Genomic DNA, 23,942 nt, shown 5'->3' on the forward strand with positions numbered 1-23,942 from the left:
GGGTGCGCTCACTCGCCCGGGTAGCGCACCCCGATCCGCTCCCGCACCGCGTCCAGGGTCCGCATGACCGCGAGGGTGCCGTCCAGGGGGACGAGCGGCGACTCGGTGTCGCCCGCGCGAAGACGGTGCATGACCTCGGCGGCCTCGTGCTTGAGACTGTCGCGGGGGCCGTCCGCGGGGACGGCGGCGAACTCCTCGGGGTCGCGGCCGTCGCGGTGCAGCACGAAGCGCTCCGGGAAGAAGAAGCCGTCCGGGACGTCGATGCGGCCCTTCGAGCCCGTGACGGAGGCGGTGACCGGAGTGCCCGCGTTGATGGAGCAGTGCAGCAAGGCCTGAGCACCGCTCTCCCACGAGAGCAGCATGCCCGTCTGGAGATCGACGCCCTCCTCCGAGAGCATTGCTCTCGCCGTCACCCCCGAGGGCTCACCGAGCAGCAGGTGCGCGAACGACACCGGGTACACCCCGAGGTCGAGCAGCGCGCCACCGCCCTGCGCCGGGTCCCGGAGGCGGTGCGAGGGCGGGAAGGGACCGGCGAGGCCGAAGTCGGCCTGCACGGTGCGCACCTCGCCGATCGCCCCCTCGTCGACCAGCGCCTTCAGCCGCCTGACCAGCGGATGGCAGTACATCCACATGGCCTCCATCAGGAAGAGGCCGCGCCGCCTCGCGAGCGTCACCAGCTCCTGCGCCTCGCGGGCGTTCAGCGCGAACGCCTTCTCGCAGAGCACCGCGCGGCCCGCGTCGAGGCACAGCCCCGCCGCCGCAAGGTGCGAGGCGTGCGGCGTCGCCACGTACACGACGTCGATGTCCTCGTCCTCGGCGAGCGCGCTCCACGTTCCGTACGCGCGAGGTATCCCGAATCGTTCGGCGAACGCCTTCGCCGACGCGTCGGTCCGCGACGCCACCGCGACGACCTCCGCGTCCGGCATGTCGAGGAGGTTCGCCGTGAACGATGCGGCGATCCCGCCCGTCGCCAGGATGCCCCAGCGCACGGGTTCACGGTTGTCTTCCACCACTGGAGCCCCTGTCCGTACCGCGGAGTACCGCGGAAATGGTCTCAACCAGCACAGCTGAGCTGAGAGCATAGGTAATCGCACGCCTAATCGGAAAGGAAGTCGCATGCCGGAGCACGGCAGCCGCACCACGGGTGAGTCCGAAGGCTCCCTCATACGGCAGTCCCGGGGGGCAGACCCGGGCCCCACTCCCGCCACCCCCACCGCTCCGGCCCCCGCCGCCGGCCTCGCCGCCAAGCGCCGCACCGGCCTTCTCGTCACCCTCGTCCTCGGCGGCCTCACCGCGGTCCCGCCGCTCTCCATGGACATGTACCTGCCGGCGCTCCCGGAGGTCACCCGCTCGCTGCACACGTCCGCCGCGACCGCGCAGCTCACCCTCACCGCCTGCCTCACCGGCATGGCGCTCGGGCAGCTCGTCGTCGGACCGATGAGCGACAAGTGGGGCCGGCGCAGGCCGCTGCTCATCGGGCTCTTCGTCTACATCTTCGCCACCGCGATCTGCGCGTTCGCGCCCACCGTCGAACTCCTCGTCGGCTTCCGCCTGTTGCAGGGCCTCGCCGGCGCCGCGGGCATCGTCATCGCCCGCGCCGTCGTGCGTGATCTCTACGACGGCGTGGAGATGGCCCGCTTCTTCTCCACCCTGATGCTGATCTCCGGGGTCGCCCCGGTCGTCGCGCCCCTCATCGGCGGCCAGGTCCTGCGCTTCACCGACTGGCGCGGCATCTTCGCCGTGCTCACGGTGATCGGCATCGCCCTGACCGCGGTCGTCTGGCGCAGCCTGCCCGAGACGCTCGTCCCGGAGAAGCGGCACAGCGGCGGCACCGCCGAAGCGCTGCGCACCATGAAGTCGCTCCTCGCCGACCGCGTCTTCGCCGGTTACATGATCGCGGGCGGGTTCGCCTTCGCCGCGCTGTTCGCCTACATCTCCGCGTCGCCGTTCGTCATCCAGGAGATCTACGGCGCTTCGCCGCAGACCTTCAGCCTGCTCTTCGGCGTGAACTCCGTCGGCCTGATCGTCGTCGGCCAGATCAACGGCAAGGTCCTCGTCGGCCGGGTCAGCCTCGACAAGGCGCTCGCCTTCGGCCTGACGGTCATCGTGCTCGCCGCCACCGCGCTGCTCCTGATGACCACGGGCGTCTTCGGGGACGTCGGCCTGTTCCCCGTCGCCGCCGGGCTCTTCGTCCTGATGTCGGCGATGGGCCTCGCGATGCCCAACACCAACGCCCTGGCCCTGATGCGCACCCCGCACGCCGCGGGCTCCGCTTCGGCGCTGCTCGGCACGTCCTCCTTCCTCATCGGCGCGATCGCGTCGCCGCTGGTCGGCATCGCGGGCGAGGCCACGGCCGTGCCCATGGCCGTCGTCCAGCTCATCTGCGGCCTGGCGGCCATCGGCTGCTTCGTGGGACTGTGCCGCCCCTGGCAGCACTCGGCCAGACCGAACCGGGAGGGGACGGACCACTGACCGCGCCACGCCTCCTGCGCGCCGGGACGCCGGACCGTGCGGGGCTCGACACGGAGGAGATGGGCCACCTCGTACGCGAGGTGCGCGCCCTGACGCGCGGGGAGCGGCCCTGGTGCGCGGGCGCCGTCGTGCTCGCCGGGCGCGGCCCGGTGGTCGCCGTCCACGAGGCGGCGGGCCGTGCGGTGCGCTATGCCGCGTACGACGCCGAGGCGGACGCGGGGGTCGAACTGCCGCCCGCGGAGCAGGTGCTGACGCGCACCGGCACGCCCTTCGACCTGGCGTCGCTCACCAAGCTCTTCACCACGGTCGCCGCGATGCAGCAGCTGGAGCGCGGCACGCTCGGCATCGACGCGCGCGTCTCGGCGTACGTACCCGAGTTCACCGCCGCCGCCGAGCACGGCATCACCGTGCGCCAGCTGCTCACGCACACCTCGGGGCTGCGGCCCGAACTGCCGCTGTACGACTGCCCGGACGGCGCGGCCCGTTTCGCCGCCCTGTGCGCGGAGGCCCCGTCGAGCCCGCAGGGCGAGCATCTCTACTCCGATCTGAACATGCTGCTGCTCCAGCACGTCCTGGAGCGCATCACGGGCCGCCCGTTCGACGTCCTCGTGCGCGAGGGCATCACCCGGCCGCTCGGCATGGCGGCCACCGGCTTCGGGCCGCGCCCCGACGCGGCGGCCACCGAGGACCAGCGCAGGCCCTGGGCGAAGGCGGACCGGGGGATGCTGCGGGGGGAGGTGCACGACGAGAACGCCTGGGCGCTCGGGGGCGTGGCGGGCCACGCCGGGCTCTTCTCCACCGCGCGTGACCTCGCGGTCTTCTGCCGGGCGCTGCTGTGCGGCGGCTCGTACGGCAGGGCGCGCATACTCGGTCCCGACTTCGTGGAGCTGATGCTTACGCCGCCGGGGCTCGGGTTCGGGCTCGATCAGGCGTGGTTCATGGGGGAGCTCGCGGGGCGCGGTGCGGCGGGGCACACCGGTTTCACCGGGACGTCCCTGGTGATCGACCCCGCCACGGACTCGTTTCTGATCCTCCTGGCGAACACGGTCCATCCCCGGCGGGGGGTTCGGGGGGTTGCCGACAGCGGGCCGCGGGCCCGGGCCGCGACGCGGCTTGCTCGCGCGGCACGCTGAGCGCTTTGCTCGTGCGGTGATTCTCCTGCGGGCCGGTGGGGGCTTGTCGCGCAGTTCCCCGCGCCCCTTGCGGGGCGCGTGCCCCCGTAGAATCGCCGGGTGAACGTCCCGAAATTTGCGGTGGCCCCCGGTGAGACCCTGCGTGCTGCCCTTGCCGGGCTGCTTGAGGGGTTGCCGGCCAAGCAGGCCGCGCAAGCCGTCGAGCGGCTGATCGCCAATTATCGGGGGAGTACACCTACCGATGCGCCGATCCTGCGGGACCGGGCGGACGTCGCCGCGTATGCCGCGTACCGGATGCCCGCGACCTACGAGGCGGTGCGGTCCGCGCTCGGCGCGCTCGCGGACGCCGCGCCCGGCTGGGCGCCCGGCAGCCATGTGGACGTCGGCGGCGGTACCGGCGCGGCGACCTGGGCGGTGAGCGCGACCTGGGACGGCGAGCGGCCCGTCACGGTGCTCGACTGGGCCGAGCCCGCCCTCGCCCTGGGGCGTGAACTGGCCGCCGCCAACCCCTGGTTGAAGGCGACGGAGTGGCAGCGCTCTCGTATCGGATCGGCGCTCAGCATCGAGAGCACTGATCTCGTCACGGTGTCGTACGTCCTCAAGGAGCTGACGCGGGACGACCGGCGCTCGGTCGTGGACGCGGCGGCGAACGCCGCTCAGGCCGTCGTCATCGTCGAGCCCGGCACCCCCGACGGCTACGCCCGCGTCATCGAGGCACGGGGCCGCCTGATCGCCGCCGGATTCCGGGTCGCCGCGCCCTGCCCGCACAGCTCCGCCTGCCCGATCGTGCCCGGCGATGACTGGTGCCACTTCTCCGCCCGCGTCAGCCGCTCGTCCCTGCACCGGCAGGTCAAGGGCGGCTCACTGCCGTACGAGGACGAGAAGTTCAGCTATGTGGCGGCCGTGCGGTTCGACGCCGATCCCGCGCCCGAGCGCGTGGTGCGCAAGCCGCAGATCCGCAAAGGGCAGGTCCTGCTCGACCTGTGCGCGCCGGACGAGCGGCTGCACCGCGAGACGGTGACCAAGCGGCACGGCCCGCTGTACCGCGCGGCCCGCGACGCGCAGTGGGGCGACGCGTGGCCGCCGCCCCACCAGGAGAGCGCGGAGAGCTAGCCGCGCAGCTCCTGCGTGCAGCACTTCACGCTGCCGCCGCCCTTGAGCAGCTCGCTCAAATCCATGGGGACGGGTTCGTAGCCGCGTTCCCGCAGCGGTGCGAAGAGGCCGACCGCGCCCTGGGGGAGCAGTACGTGCAGGCCGTCCGAGACCGCGTTGAGCCCGAGCGCCACCGCGTCCGGTTCCTCGGCGATCAGCGCGTCCGGGAACAGGCGCCGCAGTACGGCCCGGCTGCCCGGCGAGAACGCGGGCGGGTAGTACATGACGTCGTCTCCGGCGTCCCCGTCGTCTCCCGCGTCCCCGGCGTCGCTGAGCACCGCGAGCGCCGTGTCCAGGTGGTAGTAGCGGGGATCGACGAGATCGAGACCGATGACCGGGCGGCCGAAGAACTCCTGCGCTTCCCCGTGCGACAGGGGACTGGCCCGGAAACCGCGCCCGGCGAGGACGTACGAGGACGTGACGGCGAAGTCGCCCTCGCCCTCGTTCACGTGCGTGGGTTCGAGAAGGTCCGTGAAGCCGTGCTCCCGGAACCACTCCAGGTGGGCGACGGCCTCGGGGCCGCGCTCGGGATAGGCGAACCGCGCGCCGAGCACGCGGCCCCCGATGACGGTCGCGCCGTTCGCGGCGAAGACCATGTCCGGCAGGCCGGGACGCGGGGTGAGCTCCTCGACGGTGTGGCCGAGCGAGCGGTAGCGGTCACGCAGGTCCTCCCACTGGGCGACGGCCAGGGGGACGTCGACCGGTTTCGAGGGGTCCATCCAGGGGTTGATGGAGTACGTGACCTTGAAGTGTGCGGGTGAGCACATCAGATAGCGCCGGGGTGTGGCGCGACGAGGAAAACGACTCAACGAGGGCTCCTCACGTACCGCGGTGGTCAGTTCCTGCCCTTGGCGGGTCAGTTGCTGCCCATGGTGCGGTCTGAGGAGCCCTCGCGCTGTGATCTGAACGGGTGGTTCAGCGAGTGGTCCAGCCGGGTCGGCGGATGGTCAGGGCACCATCCGCGCCCCCGTCTCATGACTCGCCGCGCGCCGAGCGGCCTTCCTGGAGTTTGCGCAGCAGCTCGCGCTTCTGCGCCTGCGGGCTGAGCCCGCCGCCGACCTGGCCGCCGCGGCCCCCGCCGCGCAGCGCCTTGCGGGAGAGGTTGGTGCGCGTACCGCCGACGCCCAGCATGTTTCCTGCTCCGCCTCGCGACATGTGAGTACCTCCGGGTCGAGTGATCGAATGATCGAGGGACCGAGTGATCCGCGTACCTTCCGCGAGACGTCTCGTCTCGCTTCGATGGCTAACTCTGAACGAGACGGTTCGTCTTGTCAAGGTTTTTCGAGACGGTACGTCTCGGCTCGTTCGCTGCTACATTCGACGGCATGGCCACGAAACCCGCCCCTGACTCCAAGCGCCGCAGCGAACGCTCGCGCCGCGCGATCTATGACGCCGCCCTCGAACTGGTCTCCGAGGTCGGCTACGCCAAGCTCACGATCGAGGCGATCGCGGCCCGCGCGGGCGTGGGCAAACAGACGATCTACCGCTGGTGGCCGTCGAAGGGCGCCGTCCTGCTCGACGCCTTCCTGGACCTCGGCCACCAGGCGAGCGTGGAGGCGAGCACCGCGGCTGGCCATGAACCGGAGCACGAGATCCCGGACTCCGGAGATCTCGAGGCCGACCTCAAGTACGTCGTGCGGGCCACCATCGACGAGCTCAAGAACCCCAAGTACGACGCCCCTTACCGGGCGCTCGCCGCCGAGGGCATGCTCAACGAGGAGATCGGCGCCGAGTACGTCGAGAAGCTCCTCGAACCCTCGCTCCAGCTCTACGTCAAGCGACTGCGGCGCGCCCAGGAGGCCGGCCAGGTCTCCGCCGAGGTGGACCCCCGCATCGCCCTGGAGCTGTGGACGGGCCCGATGGCCCAGCGCTGGTTGCAGCGCACCGGGCCGCTCACCCACGAATACGGCGACAAGCTCGTCGAGTACGCCCTTTACGGCATCGCGCCCCGCTGATCACACGAGATTGGCCGGCCACCCCTTCACCGGCGTCCGCGCAAGCAGCCCCGGAGCGTCCGTGATCACGCCGTTGCAGCCGAATCGCAGCGCCCGGTCGCGCTGACCCGGCGTGGTCACCGTGTGCGCCCACACCCGCGGGATACCGGAGTTGACCGCACGCAGCAGATCCACGTCCCGCGCCTTGTGGTCCACGTCGAGGACGTCCACGAACCCGGCCCAGCGCGCGGGCCGGTCCGTGCGCATCTGCTCCCTGGAGCGCCACACCTGCGCGAGCAGCCCCATCCGGTGCGCCCGCAGCGCGACGCCGGGCTCGTTGGAGTTGACGAACACCGAGCGGGTCAGGCCCCGCGCGCGGATCAGCGAGCCGAGTCTGCGCAGGCTGCGCGGGTCCTTGGCCTCCAGCATCAGCACGATCCGCCCGCCGAACCGGTCGAGGACCTCCGCGACCGTCGGCGGGCGCTCGGAACGCCAGCTGCCGGGCAGCCCGGCCCCCGGCCGCAGCCTGACCTGCCGCCACTGGCGCAGGGTGAGCGAGCGCACCGGGCCCTTTGACGTCGTCGTGCGGTCCAGGGTCGCGTCGTGCATGGCCACGAGCGTGCCGTCGCGCAGTATCCGCGTATCGACGTCGATGACCTGGGCCGTGCCGCGTTCGTACGCCGCCACCAGGCCCGACATGCTGTTCTCCGGCACCTCCAGGGCGCCGCCCCGGTGCGCGGTGTAGGTGACGCGGGGGAGTGCGTCCGCCGTCAGGGGGCCGCCGCCCCATTCGAGCGGGGAAAGAGATCCGGCGGGCGTCGCGAGGGTCAATGTGGTGAGGCTCATGAACCCGGAGAGTCCCGTGAGCACAGTCCTGGTGACCATGACCGCCACGGTAGGGGTGTATATCCCTTGTTGCCACGCAAAAGCCCGTGATGTCACCCTGCGCCGTGCATCACCCCAGCTACCCCGGATGTGGGCTCTGGCCCCCCGAGGAGCAGGATGGTGCGACCATGGGACATGCTTCTCGGCACACATGCGAGGTGAGGGGATTGATGGGCGCGGAGTTCGGCCGCCGGTCCGGCGGGCAGAGCAGGTTTTCCCAGTGGCTTCGCCGGCGTCCCCGACCGGAGGACACGGCAGACGGTGAAGCGGGCCGTGAGGCCCTGCTGGTCGCCGCGGCGGCGGCGGGTCTGCCGCTCTCACCGGCCGCGCACCCCTCCGCGTACCGGTGTTCGTGCGACCGCATCGGCTGTCCCACCCCCGCCAGACACCCCATCTCCTTCGCCTGGCAGACGCAGTCCACGACCGACCGCGGGCAGATCGAGCGCTGGGCCAGGCATCAGCCGCAGGCCAACTTCATCACCGCGACGGGCATGGTGCACGACGTGCTCGACGTGCCGGTGGACGCCGGGCGCGAGGCACTCGCCAGGCTGCTCGCCGACGGCATCGACGTGGGCCCGGTCGCCGAGTCCGAGGGCGTCATGGACGACGGGCGGATGCTCTTCTTCACGCTCACGCGCGGCACCCCGGAGGACGAGGACGAGTGGTGGCCCTGTGAGCTCGACTGCCACCCCGAGACGACGAACGAACACCCCGGCCTGCGCTGGCACTGCCGCGGTTCGTACGTCCTCGTGCCGCCCGCAAGGCTCCCCGGCGATCTGGCGGTCCGCTGGATCCGAGGCCCCGAGCACGCCCTGCCGGACCCGCTGACGCTCCTCGAGATCCTCACCGACGAATGCGCCCGCGTCGCGGGCGAACCCCAGCACGAAGCCGCCGCCTGGCCGCTGAGGGGCTGACGCCCGGGCGAAGGGAGCCTATGCCCGCGGCCCGCGGGCTTACTCCCCCTGCGCGCCCGTCAGGCCCTGGATGCGGCTCAGGAACGACACCTTGCCCGTCCCCGCCGGGTCGACGACGACCTGGTTGGAGACGCGCTCCAGCATCACCGACTGCTTGACCTCGCCCTTCAGGAGCGGCTTCACCTCGGGGTCGATGGTGAGGTTCACGCCCTTCGCGGCGGTCCGCTTCTCGTAGTGGTGCGTCGAGAAGAAGACCATCGCGCCGCCGTCCTTCGTGCGCAGGCCCACCGGAGCGAACGTTCCGTCGTTCTGCGGCTCGTCGATGTACTGGACGGCGATGCCGCGCCGCTTGGTGTTCTTGTCGCGGGCCGCCTTCCACAGCGTCGTGTGGTCGCCCGGCGCGAACGTGTCGCCGCCCGACTTCAGATACGTCGTGTACTCCCTGCCGAGGTTCTTCGGCGCCACCGCGAGGGACTTGGTGTCCACCGGGACCGGCTCGGCCCAGCCGTCCTTGTCCTTCTTCAGCTCGGGCATCTTCTGCGGCGAGACCAGGTTCAGGTAGGACGCCTCCCACAGCTGGTCCTTGCTGCCCTTGGTGAAGACCAGGACCCAGCGCAGGTCGCCCCTGCGGTTCGACTTCGTGTCCGCGACGAACCACCGGGGCCAGCCGGCCTTCGCGGGGATGGAGAACTTCGCGTCCGTCAGCTCCAGCGGCACGTGCCGGGGATTGCCGCCCGGATTCTGCGTCCCCCGCACCTTCAGACCCGCCTGGTTGATGGCGCTCAGCGGGCCGGTGACCCGCGCCGCGTCCAGGGCCGGGTCGTACGCCTTCTCGGCCTTGTTGTACGCGGTGAGAAAGTCCTTGAGGGCCTTGGCCGCCTCGGACTTGGTGGCCGACGGCACGACCTCACGCTCGCCGTGCACGGTCACGCAGCCGCTCGCCGTCAGGGCGAGGGCCGTCACCGCCGCCGACGCCATGACGGGCCGGATGCCGGTCCGGTGGACGGGCCGATCGAGACCGCGAACCCTGCGCACCTTGTTCATCGGAATACCTTCACCTACCCCTTCCCGGGCCCGAACCCTACCGGGCCGGGAAGGGGCGTGGTCAGGCGGTCCGGCCTCAGATGGCCTGCACGTTCCCCGCGAAGACCCAGGAGCGCGAGCTCGAGCTGTTCGGGTCGCCGTAGTACCACCTGTTGCCGGCGCTGTTCTTGGCGTAGCAGCGGGCGTAGAAGCCCTCGAAGGACGCCAGATGGGCCTTCTTGCTGTAGCTGGTGCCCGGGCCGCTGCGCGTCTGGGCACCGAACGAGCCGGCGATCATCTGCGTGTTCTTGATGTTCACCTCGCAGGCCGAGCCTCCGACGGCGGCCGCGCCGGTCGCCGTCATCAGCGTGCCGCCGAACGCCATGGCGGTCGCGGCGGTGAGGGTGGCAAGGGTCTTGCCCACGCGTGAGGTGCTCAAGGTGTCTCCCCGTTGGTTGATCGACTGGTGAACGGCGATCATAGGTACAAGAGTTCGTGTATGGCACATCCTGCTCAGCCCTGTTCCGGAACTGTTGCCTCCTCGGGCGCGGCAGCCCGGCGGGACGAGGGCCTCGCGGGTGCGAAGAAGAACACCAGGGTCGGCACGAGATACAGCAGCCAGACCACGACCTGGACAACCGTCGGATCGGGCTGGAAGTTGAAGACGCCCTTCAGGAGCGTGCCGTACCAGCTGTCCGGCGGGATCGTCGCGCTGATGTCGAACGCCTTGTTCTGCAGGCCGCCGATGAACTCCGCCTCCTGGAGGTCATGGACGCCGTACGCGAGGACGCCCGCCGCCACGACCACCAGCATGGCGCCGGTCCACGTGAAGAACTTCGCCAGGTTGATGCGGACCGTGCCCTTGTAGAACAGCCAGCCGAGCGCGATGGCGGTGAGCAGGCCCAGGAGCACGCCGATCAGCGGCCCCGGCGTCCCGTCGTTCGACGCGCGCACCGACGCCCACACGAACAGGGCGGTCTCCAGGCCCTCGCGGCCCACGGCGAGGAACGCGGTGGCGACCAGGGCGGCCGTGCCCATCTGGAGCGCCGCGTCCAGCTTGCCGTGCAGCTCGGCCCGGAGATGGCGGGCCGTACGCCGCATCCAGAAGACCATCCACGTCACCAGGGCGACGGCCACGATCGACAGTGAACCGCCAAGCGCCTCCTGCGCCTTGAACGTCAGCTCCTGCGAACCGAAGGTCAGCGCGCACCCGAAGCCGAGCGCGAGCCCGCACGCGACGCCGATGCCGATCCAGATGGGCTTCAGCGCGTCGCGCCGCTCCGTCTTCACGAGATAGGCGATGAGGATGCAGACGACCAGACTGGCTTCGAGTCCCTCGCGCAGGCCGATCAGGTAGTTACCGAACATGTCCGTCAGATCCCCTCAGCTGAACAGTGTCCGGCCCCACCAGTCGTCCTTGTCGCGGACGCCCGGCGGGATCGCGAAAACCGCTGAACCCACGTGCTGGATGTACTCGTTGAGCGCGTCGGAGCGCGCCAGGCTGCGCTGCACCGGAATGAATCCCGTACGGACGTCCCGCTGGTACGCGAGGAAGAAGAGCCCCGCGTCCAGGCGGCCCAGACCGTCGGTGCCGTCCGTGAAGGAATAGCCGCGGCGCAGGATCTTCGCACCGCCGTTGCTGTCCGGGTGCGCGAGCCGGACGTGGGAGTCCGGCTTCATCGCCTTCAGGAACGGCTCGTCGTGCTCCTTCGCCCTGCCGACCGGGGCACCCTTGCCCTTGTCGCGCCCGAAGATGTCCTCCTGCTCGCCGAGCGGCGTCCGGTCCCACGTCTCGACGTTCATGCGGATGCGGCGCGCGACGAGATACGAGCCGCCGGCCATCCAGCCGGGCCCGTCCTTCTCGCCCACCCACACATGCCTGGCGAGCGCCGAGCCGTCCTCGCCCGAGACGTTGCGGGTGCCGTCCTTGAACCCGAAGAGGTTACGGGGCGTCTGCGCGCCCGGCGTCGTGGAGGACGTCTTGCCGAAGCCCAGCTGCGACCAGCGCACCGCGACCTTGCCGAAGCCGATGCGGGCGAGGTTGCGGATGGCGTGCACGGCGACCTGCGGGTCGTCCGCACAGGCCTGCACGCACAGATCGCCGCCGCCGCGGGACTTGTCGAGGTTGTCGCCGGGGAACTTCGGCAGATCGACGAGGGCTTCGGGCCGCTTGTCCGCGAGCCCGAACTTCTCGAAGAGACCCGGCCCGAAGCCGATGGTGAGGGTCAGCCGGGACGGCTTGAGGCCGAGCGCCTCGCCGGTGTCGTCCGGCGGCGCCTCCACGAGCCCGCCGAAGGCACCCTCGCCGACCTCGTGCCCCGCGGTCATCCGCGCGGCGGCCTTCGTCCAGTCCTTCAGGAGCCGCACGAACTGCTCGCGGTCGTCCGTCTTCACGTCGAACGCGGCGAAGTGCAGCCGGTCCTGGACGGGGGTGGCGATGCCCGCCTGGTGCTTGCCGAGGAAGGCGACGGCGCCGCCCGCGGAAGCGGCGGGCACGGCCTCGTCCCCGTCCCCGGCGCGGGTAACCGCCACGGCGCCCCCGGTGACGGCGGCGCCGAGCGCGAGCCCCGCACCGCCCCAGCCGAGCAGCGAACGCCGGGAGGGGGCTGGGGGGTTGGTGTCGGCGCCCGACGCGGACGTGCCGCTGCCGCCGCCGGTGTCGCCTGTGTCCCCGGTGTCCCTCGTGGTCTCGCTCATCGTTCCCGTGCCCCCTGCCGCTACTTGCTGCCGACGACCGCGGCGGCCAGCTTCGACAGCGGCTCGGCGAGCGCGTTGACGCCGTCCTGCAGCTCCTTGCGGTCCGCCTTGCCGACCTTGTCGTACGACGTGTACGTGTACGAGTCCTTGCCGCCGCCCCTGCGGTACGTGTCGAGCAGCTTGTCCAGGGCCGCGAACTGCTTGTCGAGTTCCTTGGTGAGCGCCGGGTCGTTCTCCGAGGCGACGGCCTTGAGCAGGCCGTACGCCTTCTCGGCGCCCTCGACGTTCGCCTTGAAGTCGACGAGGTCGGTGTGCGAGTAGCGCTCCTCCTCGCCGGTGACCTTGCCGGTGGCGACCTCGTCGAGGAGCTCCTTGGCGCCGTTCGCCATGGAGGTCGGGGTGATCTCCGCCTTGCCGACGCGGTTCTGCCAGCCCTTGAGGTCCTTGTCCAGCCGCGTGGCGAGCTCCTTCTCGCGCTCGCCGATCTTCTTGTCCTTCCACAGGGCCCGCTCCAGACGGTGCCAGCCCGTCCAGTCCTTCTCCAGGTCCTGGCCCTCCTCCAGACCGTCCTCGCGGACGTCGACCTTCGGGTCGATGTCGCCGAAGGACTCGGCGACCGGCTCGGTGCGCTCCCAGCCGATGCGGGAGTTGGAGTACGCCTTCTTCGCGGCCTCGATGTCGCCCTCGCGCACGGCGTCGGTGAAGAGCTTCACCTTGGGCAGCGTCGCGTCGGCCTGCTCCTGGGCGTAGGCGCGGTAGTCGGCGACGGCCTTGTCGAGACGCGGGTCGCGCTTGACGGTCTTGCCGCCGCTGACGGTGACCTTCTGGCGGATGCCGTCGCCCTTCATGCCGGGCTTGCAGGCGATCTGGTACGAGCCCGCCTTCACCTCGGCGGTGAGCTTCTGCTTCGTGCCGGGGCCGATGTTCTCGCGCTCGCTGACGATGCGGTCGTCGGGGAAGAGGAGGTAGACCTCGGTGACCTTGGTGCCCTTGTTCTCGATGGCGAGCTCGACGTGCCCGGCGCGGAGCTTGGTCGTGGAGACCTCGCACTTGTCGTCGGTGGCGGTCACCGCGACGGTGTTGCCGCCGGCCTTGGCGTCGCTTTTCTCGGTGCAGCCCGTGACGGCGGTGAGCGTTGCCGCTGCCGCTGCGGCGAGAGCAGTGGCGGTGGTGAGGCGGGCGGGGTGCATGGGGACTCCAAGGCGGTTCACGAACAACCCCGGCGGGCCGGGGTGAGGGGAACCTAACTTAACCTCCCCTTATCTGCGGGAACGGCAAAGTGCGGGTCAAGCCTTGGTGCCGTGATCACCGGCTTCGCCGAGTTCGTCCTCAAACGCCGGACGGGCTGGATAGTCCAGCCCGGCCGGCGATCGAGAACATCTTGTCGGGGCCCGGGCGGGAGGGGTTGTCGGAGCCCCCGCCCCCTCAGCCCCGCACCGGCGTAACCAGCGGAGCCCCCGTCCGCGGATGCGGGAAGACCTCCACCGGCTGCCGGTAGACCTCGCTCAGCAGCTCCCCGGTGAAGACGTCACCCGGAGCCCCCTCCGCGGCGAGCGCCCCGCCCCGCAGCACCGCCACCCGATCCGCGTACGCCGCCGCAAGCCCCAGATCATGCAGCACCACCACCACCGCGTCCCCCGCGGCGGCCCGATCCCGGCAGACCCGCAGGACCAGCTCCTGGTGGCGCAGGTCGAGCGCCGCGGTCGGCTCGTCGAGCAGAAGGAGCGGCGCCCGCTGGGCGAGGACACGGGCCAGCGCGACCCGCGCCCGCTCCCCACCGCTCAGCGCCGAGAACGGCCGGCCGGCGAACTCCGTGACCTCCGTCGCGTCCATCGCCTCCCGCACCGCACGGTCGTCGTCGTCCTCGAGCGCCGTCCCGGCCCAGGGAGCACGCCCCATCCGTACGACGTCCTCCACCGGGAAGGGAAAGGAGAGCGCGGCCGCTTGCGGCAACACGGCCCGGCGCAGGGCGAGTTCACGCGCCGGCCACTGGGCGGCGGCCCGCCCGCAGATCCGTACGTCCCCCTCGTCGGCCGCGAGATCGGCGGCCAGCGCGGCCAGCAGGGTCGACTTCCCCGCCCCGTTCGGCCCGACCAGGGCAAGCACCTCGCCCGCCCGGGCGGCGACGGACACCCCAGCGAGCACCTCGCGCCCGCCCAGACGCACCACAAGCTCCGACGCCTGCGCCAGCACCTCGCCCGGAGCGGAAGACTCCGGCAGTGCGAGCCCGCGCCCCGACGCGAACAGCCGCCCGGTGATCCGCGCGATCATGCCCAACCCCCTTGCCTGCGACGGGTCCTGCGCAGCAGCCAGAAGAAGAACGGGCTGCCGAAGAGCGCGGTGAGCACCCCGAGCGGCAGCTCCGCGGGCGCCGCCACCGTCCGCGCCGCGAGATCCGCGCCGACAAGGACGACCGCCCCGCCGAGCGCGCTGCCCGGCACGAGGAAGCGATGACCGGGCCCCGCCGCCATCCGCAGCAGATGCGGGACGAGCAGACCGACGAACGTGATGATCCCGGCGACGGCCACCGCGGCGGCGGTCAGCAGCGCCACCACCAGGACGAGCACGAGCCGAAGCCGCTCCACGTCGACCCCGAGATGCCGCGCGGGCCGCTCGCCGAGCGCGAGCAGATCCAGCTTCCGCGCGTACAGCGGCGCGACCGCAAGACCCGCCACCGCGCACGGCAGCACGGCGAGCACCTTCGGCCATGTCGCCCCCGCGAGCGAGCCGAGCTGCCAGAACGTGATCTGGGTGACCTGCGCGTTGTCCGCGAAGAAGATGCAGAGCCCGATCAGCGCCCCCGCGAAGGCGTTCACCGCGATTCCGGTGAGGATCAGCGTGACGACTTCCGTACGGCCCCCGTTGCGCGAGAGGGCGTACACGAGAAGGACGGTCGCGAGCCCGGCGGCGAACGCGCAGACCGTCACGGTCCAGTTCCCGAAGAAGCTGAGCCCGAGCGCGATCGACGCCACCGCGCCGACGGCCGCGCCCGCCGAGATCCCGATGACACCGGGTTCGGCGAGCGGATTGCCGAACACGCCCTGCATGAGCGCCCCCGCGCAGCCCAGCGAGCCGCCGACGAGCAGCGCGAGCGTCACGCGCGGCAGCCGTACGTTCCACAGGACGCTCTCCGCGACCCGGTCGAGCGCGCCGCCGCCGAGACCGATCCGGTGTTGCACGGAACCGAGCACGTCCCCGAGCGGGATGTCGTACGCGCCGATACCGGCGGAGAGAAGGCAGAGGAGTACGAGGGCGGCAGTGAGCCCGGCGGTCAGGGAGGCGGTCGTGCCCCGCCGGCGGGCTTTTCTGGCCGGAGGTCGCACGTCGGTGCGACCGGAGTCCGCGGCCTTGGTCAGGACGGTCACTTCCCGCTCCCGTACAACTGGTCCACCAGCGACTTCAGGACCTGATCCGTGCGCGGCCCGTAGTTGAGGAGCACCCCGTCGTCGATCGAGACGACGCGGCGGTCGAGACCGGCCGGGGTCTCGGCGACACCCGGCACCTTGAGCAGGCCGTCCACGCCGTCCACCGATTCGAGCCCCTTGGACATCACCAGGATCGCGTCCGGCGCCGCCTTGGCGAGCGCCTCGCTGGTGATCGCCGTGAAGTCCTTCTCCAGGCCCGACGCCTTCCCCGCGTCGACCGCGCCCGCCGCCTCCAGGAGCGAGCCCGCGCCGGACTCGCGGCCGCCGAGCAGATAGACGGACGCGGAGCCGCGCAGATAGAGGAAGGCGACGCGGGGCTTCTCGGCGCGTGCGGCGGCCGGGATGGACTTCCGTACCTTCGCGATGCGTTCCCGCGTACGGGACTTGAGCTCGTCGCCCGACTTCCCGACCCCCAGCGTCTTGGCCACCGCGTCGATGCGCGGGCCCACGTCGTCGAGGCTCTTCGCCGGGTCGAAGACGACCAGCGGGATGCCCGCGTCACGTATCTGGCCGATGGCCTCCGCGGGTCCCGTCGAGGTGTCGGCGAGGACGACCGTCGGCTTGAGGGACAGCACGCTCTCCGCCGACACGTCGTGCGCGCGCGTCACCACCGGCAGCTTCTTCGCCTGCTCGAAGGTCGCGGTGATGTCGCGGGCGACGACGTTCTCGCCGAGCCCGAGCGTGAAGACGATCTCGTTCAGGCTGCCGGTCAGCGGCACGATCCGGCTCGTGTCCTCGACGGTGACCTTCGTGCCGTCGGCCGAGGTGACCGTCGCGGGGAGCACCGGGTCGGGGCGGGTCTCCAGGGGCTCGACCCGGTCGGGCGCGGAGGCCGCCGCCTTCGCCTTCGGGGACGTCCCTCCACCGCCGTCCGACGATGATCCGCAACCCGTGAGGGCCAGGGCGAGGACGGCGGTCCATGCGCCGGCGATACGGAGTGAGCGCGGCATACGCACCGAAGTCCACCGTCCTGTCGTGCTGTTGAGGGCCTGTGGCCGGGGTTGCCGACGGGCCGCTGTGGGTCTCCCGGGCCTGGATGGCCGGGATGGGGGTTCCAGCCGAAGTGATCGTAGTTTAGGTTAGCCTTACCTCATTAGCCACATCTGGAGGGGCCCCATGTCGTCGTCAAGACAGGCGCGAGCCATTGCCCGCGGCGGAGCCGTGGCGGTGCTCACCGCACTCGTCGGAGCGCTGCTTCCGGCGGGCGTCGCGCACGCCGAGGACCGCACGGTCCAGGGCGGACGGCTCGACTGGGGCATCAAATCCTCGTTCCAGAGCTACGTGACCGGGCCGATAGCGCAGGGGAGTTCGACCCTCCAGGGCGGCGCCGCCACGGTCGGCGGCAGCCAGTTCCGCTTCCATTCGGCGAAGGGTTCGTACGACCCGGACAGCGGGGCCTTCAGCGCCGCGTTCTCGGGCGGGGTGCGTTTCCTCGGGCACAAGAAGGGCGGCTCGTACGAGCTCGACCTCACCATCAGCCGTCCCACCGTCAAGATCTCCGGCGGCTCCGGCACGCTCTACGCCGACATGGTCAGCAAGGAGAAGGGCACGGGCAAGGTCACGTCCACCGCTCAGGTCCCGCTCGCGAATCTCGGCATGTCCGGCATCAACATGAAGGGCGGATCGGGGCCGATCGCCCTGAACAACGTCCCCGCGACGCTCACTTCCCGGGGCGCGAAGGCCTTCGCCGGGTACTACACCGCGGGCACCGAGCTCGACCGGGTAAGCCTGTCGACGGACCTCGTGGCGAAGTCCGGCTCCGGCGCGTCGACGAAGAAGCCGTCGCCGAAGCCTTCGAAGCCCGCGAAGTCCTCGGACTCCGGCAAGAAGACGAAGGCGGGCCGGATCGAGGACGCGGCCGTCGACTGGGGCGTGCGCCGCACCTTCCGGGAGTACGTCACCGGCTCCATCGCCAAGGGCGAGTGGAAACTGTCCGCGGGCGCCGAGGACGGCGGCGCGCTCTTCCGCTTCCCCCAGGGCGAGGGGACGTACGACAAGAAGAAGCAGTCCCTCGACGCGGACTTCGCCGGCACGGTGCGCTTCACCGGCGAACACGGCCTCGACCTCGCGCTGAGCAAGGTCGCCGTCCGGGTGAAGGACGGCAAGGGCACGCTCCGCGCGGATGTCCGGAGCGAGGGCGACAAGGGCGTCACGCTGAAGAACGCCCCGCTGGTCACCTTCGCGGCGAAGGACCTGAAGCCGGAGGACGGGCTCGTCTCCCTCGCCGAGGTGCCGACGGAGCTCACCGCCGACGGCTCCAAGGCGTTCGGCGGCATGTACAAGGCGGGCTCGGAGATGGACCCGCTCTCGCTCGCCGTCGCCCTGGACGCCGACGCGAAGCTGCCCGCCCTGCCGGACCTCGGTTCGTCCGCGAGCCCGGCCCCGGAACCGAAGGCGAAGAAGGCCGCCGAACCGCAGACCGAGAACGCCGCCGACTCCTCCGACTCCTCGTCGCCCGCCGTGCCGATCGGCGTCGGCGCGGGCGTGGCGGTGCTGCTCGCCGCGGCGGTCACGTTCGGAGTCGTACGCAAGAAGCGTGCGGCGGCGGCCACTTCCGCCACCGACTCGGGCTCAGGCTCTGGCTCTGGCTCTGGCTCTGGCTCCTGACTTTCCTCCCTCCCCGCTCGTTCACTCCTCTCCTCACACCTCCTCGCACCTCTCTCCAAGGAGAAGCCTGATCATGGCCGCCATCCGCCGCCCCCGTCGTCCCATAACCCTCGCGGCTGCCGTCGCGACCGCCGTCACGCTCGGCGCGACCGCCCTGACCCTTCCGGCGCTCGCCGCCGACGGCGCTGCCGCCGCCCCGCCGAAGGTGGAGCTGAAGAACGGCACGCTGGACTGGGGCCTCAAGGAGTCCTTCCGCAAGTACGTCGCGGGCATGGCCAAGGGCAAGATCGAGGCCACGGACGGCGCCAAGCAGGCAGCGGACAACGGCGTGTTCACCTTCACCGACGGCACGGGGACGTACGACACCGGGACGCACGCCACCGACACCGCCTTCAAGGGCAGCGTCCGTTTCGTCTCCGAGCTCCACCGCTTCGACATCAAGCTCGCCGACGTCAAGGTCCGCACCGAGGGCACGGGCGGCGCCGTCCAGGCCGACGTCAGCCTCAACGGCACCACCCAGAACGACATCGACCTCGCCAAGCTCGACCTGACCGGGATCAGGCCGGGCCAGGGCGAGGGCGGCGCGATGACCTTCAAGGACATCCCGGCGACGCTGACGGCGGACGGCGCCAAGGCCTTCAACGGCATGTACGAGGCGGGCGAGAAGCTCGACCCGGCCACGCTCACGGTGACTGCGGGCGCCCCGGTGACCGAGAAGCCGACCGAGACGCCCAAGCCGACCGGCACGCCGAAGCCCACCGAGACCCCGAAGCCGACCGCGAAGCCCACCGAGACGCCGAAGCCGACGGGCAAGCCCTCACAGACGCCGAAGCCGACCAGCGGCACCGGCACCGAGAAGCCCGGGGGCGAGGTCCACGACGGCTCGCTCGCCTGGGGCGTGAAGGAGAGCTTCCGCCGCTACATCGAGTCCGGCGGCGGCGCCACGCTCTCCGGCGGCGCCGAGAAGAACGACAACGGCTACGACTTCCCGTACGCCGAGGGTGATGTGGACAGCGACGCGAAGAAGCTGACGGCGTCCTTCGGCGGAGCCGTCCGCTTCGAGTACAAGGCGCACGGCATCGACATGAAGTTCGGCGACATCAAGGTGGCGGCGGACGGCGCCAAGGGCACGCTGACCGTGGACGTCACCACTCCCAAGGGCACCAACAACGACGTGAAGTTCGCGACGCTCGACCTCTCCAAGGCGTCGTACGCGGCGAAGGACGATGTCGTCGTGCTCGACAAGGTGCCGGCGGCGTTCACCGCGGCGGGCGCGAAGCAGTTCGAGAGCGAGGACGCGCCGTCCGGCTACAAGGAGGGCGACGCGATCGACCCCGTGACGGTGGCACTCTCGGTCGCCGAGGGCGCGGAGCTGCCGGGCGGCGGCAGCGGCAGCGGCGGTGCGTCGGGGGGCTCCACCTCCGGTACCGGTACCACCGGCGGGGGTTCGTCCGACCTCGGCAGTGGTTCGGTCGGCGGGGGCACGGGCGGCTCGATGGCGTCCACCGGTGCTTCGGTGCCGACGGGCGCGCTGCTCGGAACCGCGGGGGCGGTCATCGCCGCCGGTGCGGGAGCGGTCTTCGTGGCCCGGCGCCGCACTTCGTGAGGATGCTTGAATGCCGGAGTGACAGAACCACTTGACGGCTTCGGCCGCGCCGGCGGCCTCGCAGGCATCGGGGGCCCCGGCAGCTTCGACGGCCTTGATGTCCTGCGCGTCTTCTGCGGGCCCGACGGTCGGCACGGCAACGAGTTGGGTGTCGTGCGCGACGGGGCCCGCGTGCCGGGGCGGGACGAGCGGCAGGAGTACGCCGCGAAACTCGGCTTCAGCGAGACCGTGTTCGTCGATGACCCCGAGCGCGGGGTCATCGACATTTACACCCCTACGCTGCGGCTGCCCTTCGCCGGGCACCCCTGTGTGGGGACGTCCTGGCTTCTGGACGTGCCCGAACTCGTCGTTCCCGCGGGAGTGGTGCAGGCCCGCCAGGACGGGGAGTTCAGCTGGATCGCCGCGCGGGCGGAGTGGGCGCCGGGGCGGACGCTGCGTGCCTACGACAGCCCGGCCGAGCTGGACGCCCTCGCGGTGCCCCCGCCGGGGGAGTGGGTGTACGCGTGGGCGTGGCAGGACGAGGCCGCGGGGCGGGTGCGGGCGCGGGGCTTTCCCGGCCGGGACGACGGCATCCGGGAGGACGAGGCCACGGGCGCGGCGGCGTTGCTCCTGACGGAACGGCTCGGCCGGGCGCTCAACATCACCCAGGGGCGCGGCTCCCAGATCCTTACGGCGCCGGCGCCGGGGGGTTTGATCGAGGTGGGGGGACGGGTGCGGCTGGGAGGGGCCTGAGGCTTCCCGCCCCCGTCCTCACGCGCCCGCCCCACCCCCTACGCCGAGAGCGGGAACTCGTCCCCCAGCTCACGGAAGACCGCCGTATTCAAAGCGAAGGCGCGCTTGCACTCGTCCACGATCCGCTGCCGCTCGAGCTCGTCCGGAACTACTGCGTCCAGACCGTCGAGCAGCTCCCGATAGCCCCGCTTGAACGCGGCGGGGTTGGAGATGCCCTCGAAGACGTAGAAGCGGACGCCGTCGCCCTTGCGGGCGAAGCCCCACGTCTGCTCCGCCTTGCCGCGGATGATCTGGCCGCCGGAGAGATCGCCCAGGTAACGGGTGTAGTGGTGGGCGACATAGCCGCCGGGCCACTCCTGCGCGCACTCCGCGACCCGCGCCGCATACGCCGCGGTGGCGGGCAGCGGGACTGCGGCGGACTTCCAGCCCGCGCCCCGCAGATGCGCGAGGTCCCGCTCCAGCTCGGCGACGCGCAGCAGCTCGGGCTGTATGAACGGGCCCGCGACCGGGTCGTCGCGCAGCGCCTCGGCACCTTCCTCCAGGGCGCGGTACACGAACCACAGCTGCTCGGTGTAGCGCGCGTACGCGTCGACGCCCAGCCTGCCGCCGAGAAGGTCGCTCATGAACGTCGAGGTCTCCGCCTCCGTGTGCTGCTCGTGCGAAGCGGTGCGGATGACCGTGGAGAACGGATCCATGAGGGACCTCCGAAGCCGAAGAAAGCAAGGTACAGCGAAATGCCCGGACGGGACGCGGGAACCGGTGCGACCGCTACGATCATCTGACTTAGGCTTACCTAAGTCAACTGGTTCCCGACGTCCTGTCGGTAAAAACGCTACCCGCTCAGAGCTCAGGGAAGCGTAAGGATCTCCGCCCCGCTGTCCGTCACCACGAGCGTGTGCTCGAACTGCGCGGTGCGCTTGCGGTCCTTCGTCACCACGGTCCAGCCGTCGTCCCACATGTCGTACTCGTGCGTGCCGAGGGTCAGCATCGGCTCGATGGTGAACGTCATGCCGGGCTTGATCACCGTCGTCGCGTGCGGGCTGTCGTAGTGCGGGACGATCAATCCGGAGTGGAAGGACGTGTTGATGCCGTGGCCGGTGAAGTCGCGGACGACGCCGTAGCCGAAGCGCTTGGCGTACGACTCGATGACGCGGCCGATGATGTTGATCTGGCGGCCGGGCTTGACCGCCTTGATGGCGCGGTCGAGCGACTCGCGGGTCCGCTCCACGAGGAGCACGGACTCCTCGTCCACGTCCCCGACCAGGTACGTGGCGTTGTTGTCGCCGTGCACGCCGCCGATGTACGCGGTCACGTCGAGGTTGATGATGTCGCCGTCGTTCAGGACGGTCGAGTCCGGGATGCCGTGACAGATGACCTCGTTGACGGAGGTGCACAGCGACTTCTTGAAGCCGCGGTAGCCGAGCGTGGAGGGGTAGGCGCCGTGGTCGCACATGTACTCGTGGGCGACGCGGTCCAGCTCATCGGTGGTCACGCCGGGTGCGATGTGCTTGGCGGCCTCGGCCATCGCGCGCGCGGCGATACGGCCCGCCGTGCGCATCAGCTCGATGGTCTCGGGGGTCTGCACCTCCGGCCCGGTGTACGGGGTGGGCGCGGGTTTCCCCACGTACTCCGGGCGCCTGATGTTTCCCGGAACGGGGCGGATGGGGGAGAGCTCCCCTGGGACGAGCAGTGACTGGCCAGACATGCCAGCGAGTCTAACCAGCAGGTGTGGGGCAGCATGGCTGCAGAGAGAGGAGCAGCCATGCCACTGTTCAAGAAGCGGACCGCCGGCAAACCGGGCGAATGGTTCTACTGCCTGGAGCACAAGACGGTCGAGGAGGGCCCCGACTGTCCGGGCAAGGACCGCTTCGGGCCGTACGCGTCCCGCCAGGAGGCCCAGCGCGCGATGGAGACCGCCGCCGAGCGGAACCTGGAGTGGGAGACCGACCCGAAGTGGCACGACAAGGATTCCGGCAGCGCCTGATCCGCCGCGGGGGTGCTTCGGCCGGCCACCGGGCGGCGGCTACCGGGCGGCGGAGACCTCCCGGCGCCGGGCGGCGTCCTCGTCCGTCGTCGCGTCGTACGACACCAGCTTCGGCAGCAGCGCCGTCAGCGCCGCGACCGAGGCCACGCACGCGAGACCGCCGGACCAGATCGCCGTGCGGGTGCCCGTCCAGCCGGCGGCGGCGCCGGCGCGGACCTGGCCGAGCTGGGGTCCGACGCTGTAGGAGAGCACCTCTATGCCCGCGAGCCTGCCCCGCAGCTCGTCCGGGATCGTCTGGTTCCAGATGGTGGAGCGGCCCAGCCCGCTGAGCATGTCGCCCGCGCCGGCCAGGGCCAGGCACACGAGGACCACCCAGACGTTCCCGAACCACCCGGCCGCCGTGATCGCGAGCCCCCATCCCGCCGCCCCGAACACGACGAGCAGCCCGTGCCGCCGCACCCGTGACGTCCATCCGCTGGTCAGGCTGAGCAGCAGCGAGCCGACCGCCCCGGCCGCGTACATCAGGCCGAGCGACCACTCGGCGTCGAGATCCTCGGCGAGGAACGGGAAGATCGTGTTCGGGAACGCGAAGAACATCGCCGCCATGTCGATGGCGTACGTGCCGAGCAGCACCGGCCGCGACCACGCGTACCGCGCGCCTTCCGCGAGGCCCCGCAGGGACGGCTTCTCCGCGTCGTGCGCGGGAGGCGCGGGCGCGATACGGGTGCACAGGGCCACGGAGGCGGCGAAGGAGACCACCGTCACCGCGTACGCGGGCGCGTGCCCGGCATAGGCGACGACCAGGCCCGCGAGCGCGGGGGCCGCGATCGCGCCCACGTTCCAGCGCAGGGAGTTGAGCGCCGCGGCGGCGGTGAGCTGGTCGTGCGGCACGATGCGGGCCATGAGGGAGTCGAGCGCGGGGCGTTGCAGCCCCGCGAGCGCGGAGACTCCGGCCGCGACCACGTACAGCGGCCACAGCAGCGGCTCGGGGAGCAGGGCGTTCACGAGCAGGACGGCCGCGAGCAGACCGAGCCCCGCCTCCGTCAGAAGGATCACCTTGCGCCGGTCGACCGCGTCGGCAAGGGCGCCCCCGTAGAGCCCGAAGACGATCAGCGGAACCAGTTCGACCGCGCCCATCGCCCCGACGGCCAGCGGCGAGTCGGTGAGGTCCTTGATCTGCAACGGCAGCGCGACCAGGGCCATGAAGCTGCCGAAGGTGGTGACGAGCCCCTGGACCCAGAGCAGCCGGAAGTCACGGGTGGAACGCCAGGGGGAGAGATCGGGCAACACGGAGGAGAGAGACACGAACAGCCATGGTCGGCGGGTCGGGGACCACGGGGCAACTCATTTACCCGTCGCAGGATGCGGGGTGATCGGG

The 23,942-nt window shown here is 71.2% G+C and carries 24 protein-coding genes; 9 read left to right on the top strand and 15 right to left on the bottom strand.

Going from position 1 to position 23,942, the window contains the following annotated elements:
• Window positions 1-8: 8 nt before the first annotated feature.
• Window positions 9-989: a Gfo/Idh/MocA family protein gene (locus IE226_RS12635; protein WP_373306949.1), complete on the bottom strand. Its 981-nt coding sequence runs from the start codon at window positions 987-989 to the stop codon at window positions 9-11.
• Window positions 990-1,116: 127 nt separating this feature from the next.
• Here IE226_RS12635 and IE226_RS12640 point away from each other — a divergent pair, with 127 nt between their 5' ends.
• The 3 genes from IE226_RS12640 to IE226_RS12650 all read left to right on the top strand — a co-directional run bounded on the left by IE226_RS12640 (window position 1,117) and on the right by IE226_RS12650 (window position 4,718).
• A complete protein-coding gene (locus tag IE226_RS12640; protein WP_190081218.1) occupies window positions 1,117-2,472 on the top strand; it encodes a Bcr/CflA family multidrug efflux MFS transporter in 1,356 nt (451 codons plus the stop codon).
• On the top strand, window positions 2,427-3,605 hold the full coding sequence (locus IE226_RS12645) for a serine hydrolase domain-containing protein (RefSeq protein WP_190081445.1): 1,179 nt from the start codon (window positions 2,427-2,429) through the stop codon (window positions 3,603-3,605). Before IE226_RS12640 ends, IE226_RS12645 begins: the two co-directional genes overlap by 46 nt.
• 99 nt (window positions 3,606-3,704) lie before the next feature.
• Window positions 3,705-4,718, top strand: a complete 1,014-nt coding sequence (locus IE226_RS12650; RefSeq protein ID WP_190081219.1) for a small ribosomal subunit Rsm22 family protein — start codon at window positions 3,705-3,707, stop codon at window positions 4,716-4,718.
• Here the strand turns inward: IE226_RS12650 and ddaH are convergent.
• Window positions 4,715-5,566 carry a dimethylargininase gene (ddaH, locus tag IE226_RS12655; RefSeq protein WP_373306935.1) on the bottom strand — a complete coding sequence of 284 codons (852 nt, stop codon included), beginning with the start codon at window positions 5,564-5,566 and terminating at the stop codon, window positions 4,715-4,717. The two genes, IE226_RS12650 and ddaH, sit on opposite strands and share 4 nt — an antisense overlap.
• 163 nt (window positions 5,567-5,729) lie before the next feature.
• On the bottom strand, window positions 5,730-5,912 hold the full coding sequence (locus tag IE226_RS12660) for a DUF6243 family protein (RefSeq protein ID WP_190081220.1): 183 nt from the start codon (window positions 5,910-5,912) through the stop codon (window positions 5,730-5,732).
• A gap of 170 nt (window positions 5,913-6,082) precedes the next feature.
• Here IE226_RS12660 and IE226_RS12665 point away from each other — a divergent pair, with 170 nt between their 5' ends.
• Window positions 6,083-6,712, top strand: a complete 630-nt coding sequence (locus tag IE226_RS12665; protein WP_190081221.1) for a TetR/AcrR family transcriptional regulator — start codon at window positions 6,083-6,085, stop codon at window positions 6,710-6,712.
• Here IE226_RS12665 and IE226_RS12670 read toward each other — a convergent pair whose 3' ends face one another.
• The gene (locus IE226_RS12670) at window positions 6,713-7,576 is read right to left on the bottom strand and encodes a glycerophosphodiester phosphodiesterase (RefSeq protein WP_190081222.1); all 864 of its coding nucleotides are present in this window, start codon (window positions 7,574-7,576) and stop codon (window positions 6,713-6,715) included. It abuts the gene before it with no gap.
• A gap of 170 nt (window positions 7,577-7,746) precedes the next feature.
• Between IE226_RS12670 and IE226_RS12675 the strand changes: the two genes are divergently transcribed.
• Entirely contained in the window at window positions 7,747-8,490 is a 744-nt protein-coding gene (locus tag IE226_RS12675; protein ID WP_190081223.1) for a bifunctional DNA primase/polymerase, read from the top strand.
• 39 nt (window positions 8,491-8,529) lie between these two features.
• Here the strand turns inward: IE226_RS12675 and IE226_RS12680 are convergent, their stop codons facing one another.
• From IE226_RS12680 to IE226_RS12715, 8 genes are all read right to left on the bottom strand, one after another.
• Complete coding sequence (locus IE226_RS12680; protein WP_373306936.1) at window positions 8,530-9,534, bottom strand: SCO2278 family lipoprotein; 1,005 nt, start codon at window positions 9,532-9,534, stop codon at window positions 8,530-8,532.
• A gap of 76 nt (window positions 9,535-9,610) precedes the next feature.
• Entirely contained in the window at window positions 9,611-9,952 is a 342-nt protein-coding gene (locus IE226_RS12685; protein ID WP_190081224.1) for a hypothetical protein, read from the bottom strand.
• Window positions 9,953-10,026: 74 nt separating this feature from the next.
• Window positions 10,027-10,881, bottom strand: a complete 855-nt coding sequence (gene efeU, locus IE226_RS12690; RefSeq protein WP_190081225.1) for an iron uptake transporter permease EfeU — start codon at window positions 10,879-10,881, stop codon at window positions 10,027-10,029.
• Window positions 10,882-10,896: 15 nt separating this feature from the next.
• On the bottom strand, window positions 10,897-12,210 hold the full coding sequence (gene efeB, locus IE226_RS12695) for an iron uptake transporter deferrochelatase/peroxidase subunit (protein ID WP_190081226.1): 1,314 nt from the start codon (window positions 12,208-12,210) through the stop codon (window positions 10,897-10,899).
• A gap of 20 nt (window positions 12,211-12,230) precedes the next feature.
• Window positions 12,231-13,400, bottom strand: a complete 1,170-nt coding sequence (gene efeO, locus IE226_RS12700; protein ID WP_190081227.1) for an iron uptake system protein EfeO — start codon at window positions 13,398-13,400, stop codon at window positions 12,231-12,233.
• 235 nt (window positions 13,401-13,635) lie between these two features.
• Window positions 13,636-14,481, bottom strand: a complete 846-nt coding sequence (locus IE226_RS12705) for a heme ABC transporter ATP-binding protein (RefSeq protein ID WP_190081228.1) — start codon at window positions 14,479-14,481, stop codon at window positions 13,636-13,638.
• Entirely contained in the window at window positions 14,478-15,533 is a 1,056-nt protein-coding gene (locus IE226_RS12710; protein WP_190081448.1) for a FecCD family ABC transporter permease, read from the bottom strand. Before IE226_RS12710 ends, IE226_RS12705 begins: the two co-directional genes overlap by 4 nt.
• A gap of 38 nt (window positions 15,534-15,571) precedes the next feature.
• Window positions 15,572-16,585, bottom strand: a complete 1,014-nt coding sequence (locus tag IE226_RS12715; protein WP_190081229.1) for a heme/hemin ABC transporter substrate-binding protein — start codon at window positions 16,583-16,585, stop codon at window positions 15,572-15,574.
• A 166-nt stretch (window positions 16,586-16,751) separates the two neighbouring features.
• Between IE226_RS12715 and IE226_RS12720 the strand changes: the two genes are divergently transcribed.
• The 3 genes from IE226_RS12720 (at window position 16,752) to IE226_RS12730 (ending at window position 20,580) form a co-directional block, all read left to right on the top strand.
• Window positions 16,752-18,242: an HtaA domain-containing protein gene (locus tag IE226_RS12720; RefSeq protein ID WP_190081230.1), complete on the top strand. Its 1,491-nt coding sequence runs from the start codon at window positions 16,752-16,754 to the stop codon at window positions 18,240-18,242.
• Window positions 18,243-18,315: 73 nt separating this feature from the next.
• Complete coding sequence (locus IE226_RS12725; RefSeq protein WP_190081231.1) at window positions 18,316-19,848, top strand: HtaA domain-containing protein; 1,533 nt, start codon at window positions 18,316-18,318, stop codon at window positions 19,846-19,848.
• 66 nt (window positions 19,849-19,914) lie between these two features.
• On the top strand, window positions 19,915-20,580 hold the full coding sequence (locus IE226_RS12730; RefSeq protein ID WP_190081449.1) for a PhzF family phenazine biosynthesis protein: 666 nt from the start codon (window positions 19,915-19,917) through the stop codon (window positions 20,578-20,580).
• Between the two features lie 38 nt (window positions 20,581-20,618).
• Here the strand turns inward: IE226_RS12730 and IE226_RS12735 are convergent, their stop codons facing one another.
• Together IE226_RS12735 and map are read right to left on the bottom strand one after the other, a co-directional pair.
• Window positions 20,619-21,275, bottom strand: a complete 657-nt coding sequence (locus tag IE226_RS12735; RefSeq protein ID WP_190081232.1) for a biliverdin-producing heme oxygenase — start codon at window positions 21,273-21,275, stop codon at window positions 20,619-20,621.
• A gap of 152 nt (window positions 21,276-21,427) precedes the next feature.
• Complete coding sequence (map, locus tag IE226_RS12740; protein ID WP_190081233.1) at window positions 21,428-22,285, bottom strand: type I methionyl aminopeptidase; 858 nt, start codon at window positions 22,283-22,285, stop codon at window positions 21,428-21,430.
• A 57-nt stretch (window positions 22,286-22,342) separates the two neighbouring features.
• On the opposite strand from map, the gene IE226_RS12745 reads away from it, so the two are divergent.
• Window positions 22,343-22,564 carry a hypothetical protein gene (locus IE226_RS12745; RefSeq protein WP_190081234.1) on the top strand — a complete coding sequence of 74 codons (222 nt, stop codon included), beginning with the start codon at window positions 22,343-22,345 and terminating at the stop codon, window positions 22,562-22,564.
• Window positions 22,565-22,603: 39 nt separating this feature from the next.
• Here the strand turns inward: IE226_RS12745 and IE226_RS12750 are convergent, their stop codons facing one another.
• The gene (locus tag IE226_RS12750) at window positions 22,604-23,875 is read right to left on the bottom strand and encodes an MFS transporter (RefSeq protein ID WP_190081450.1); all 1,272 of its coding nucleotides are present in this window, start codon (window positions 23,873-23,875) and stop codon (window positions 22,604-22,606) included.
• Window positions 23,876-23,942 lie beyond the last annotated feature (67 nt).

Origin of the sequence: Streptomyces longisporoflavus, assembly GCF_014649775.1 — a bacterium.
GTDB lineage: Bacteria > Actinomycetota > Actinomycetes > Streptomycetales > Streptomycetaceae > Streptomyces > Streptomyces longisporoflavus.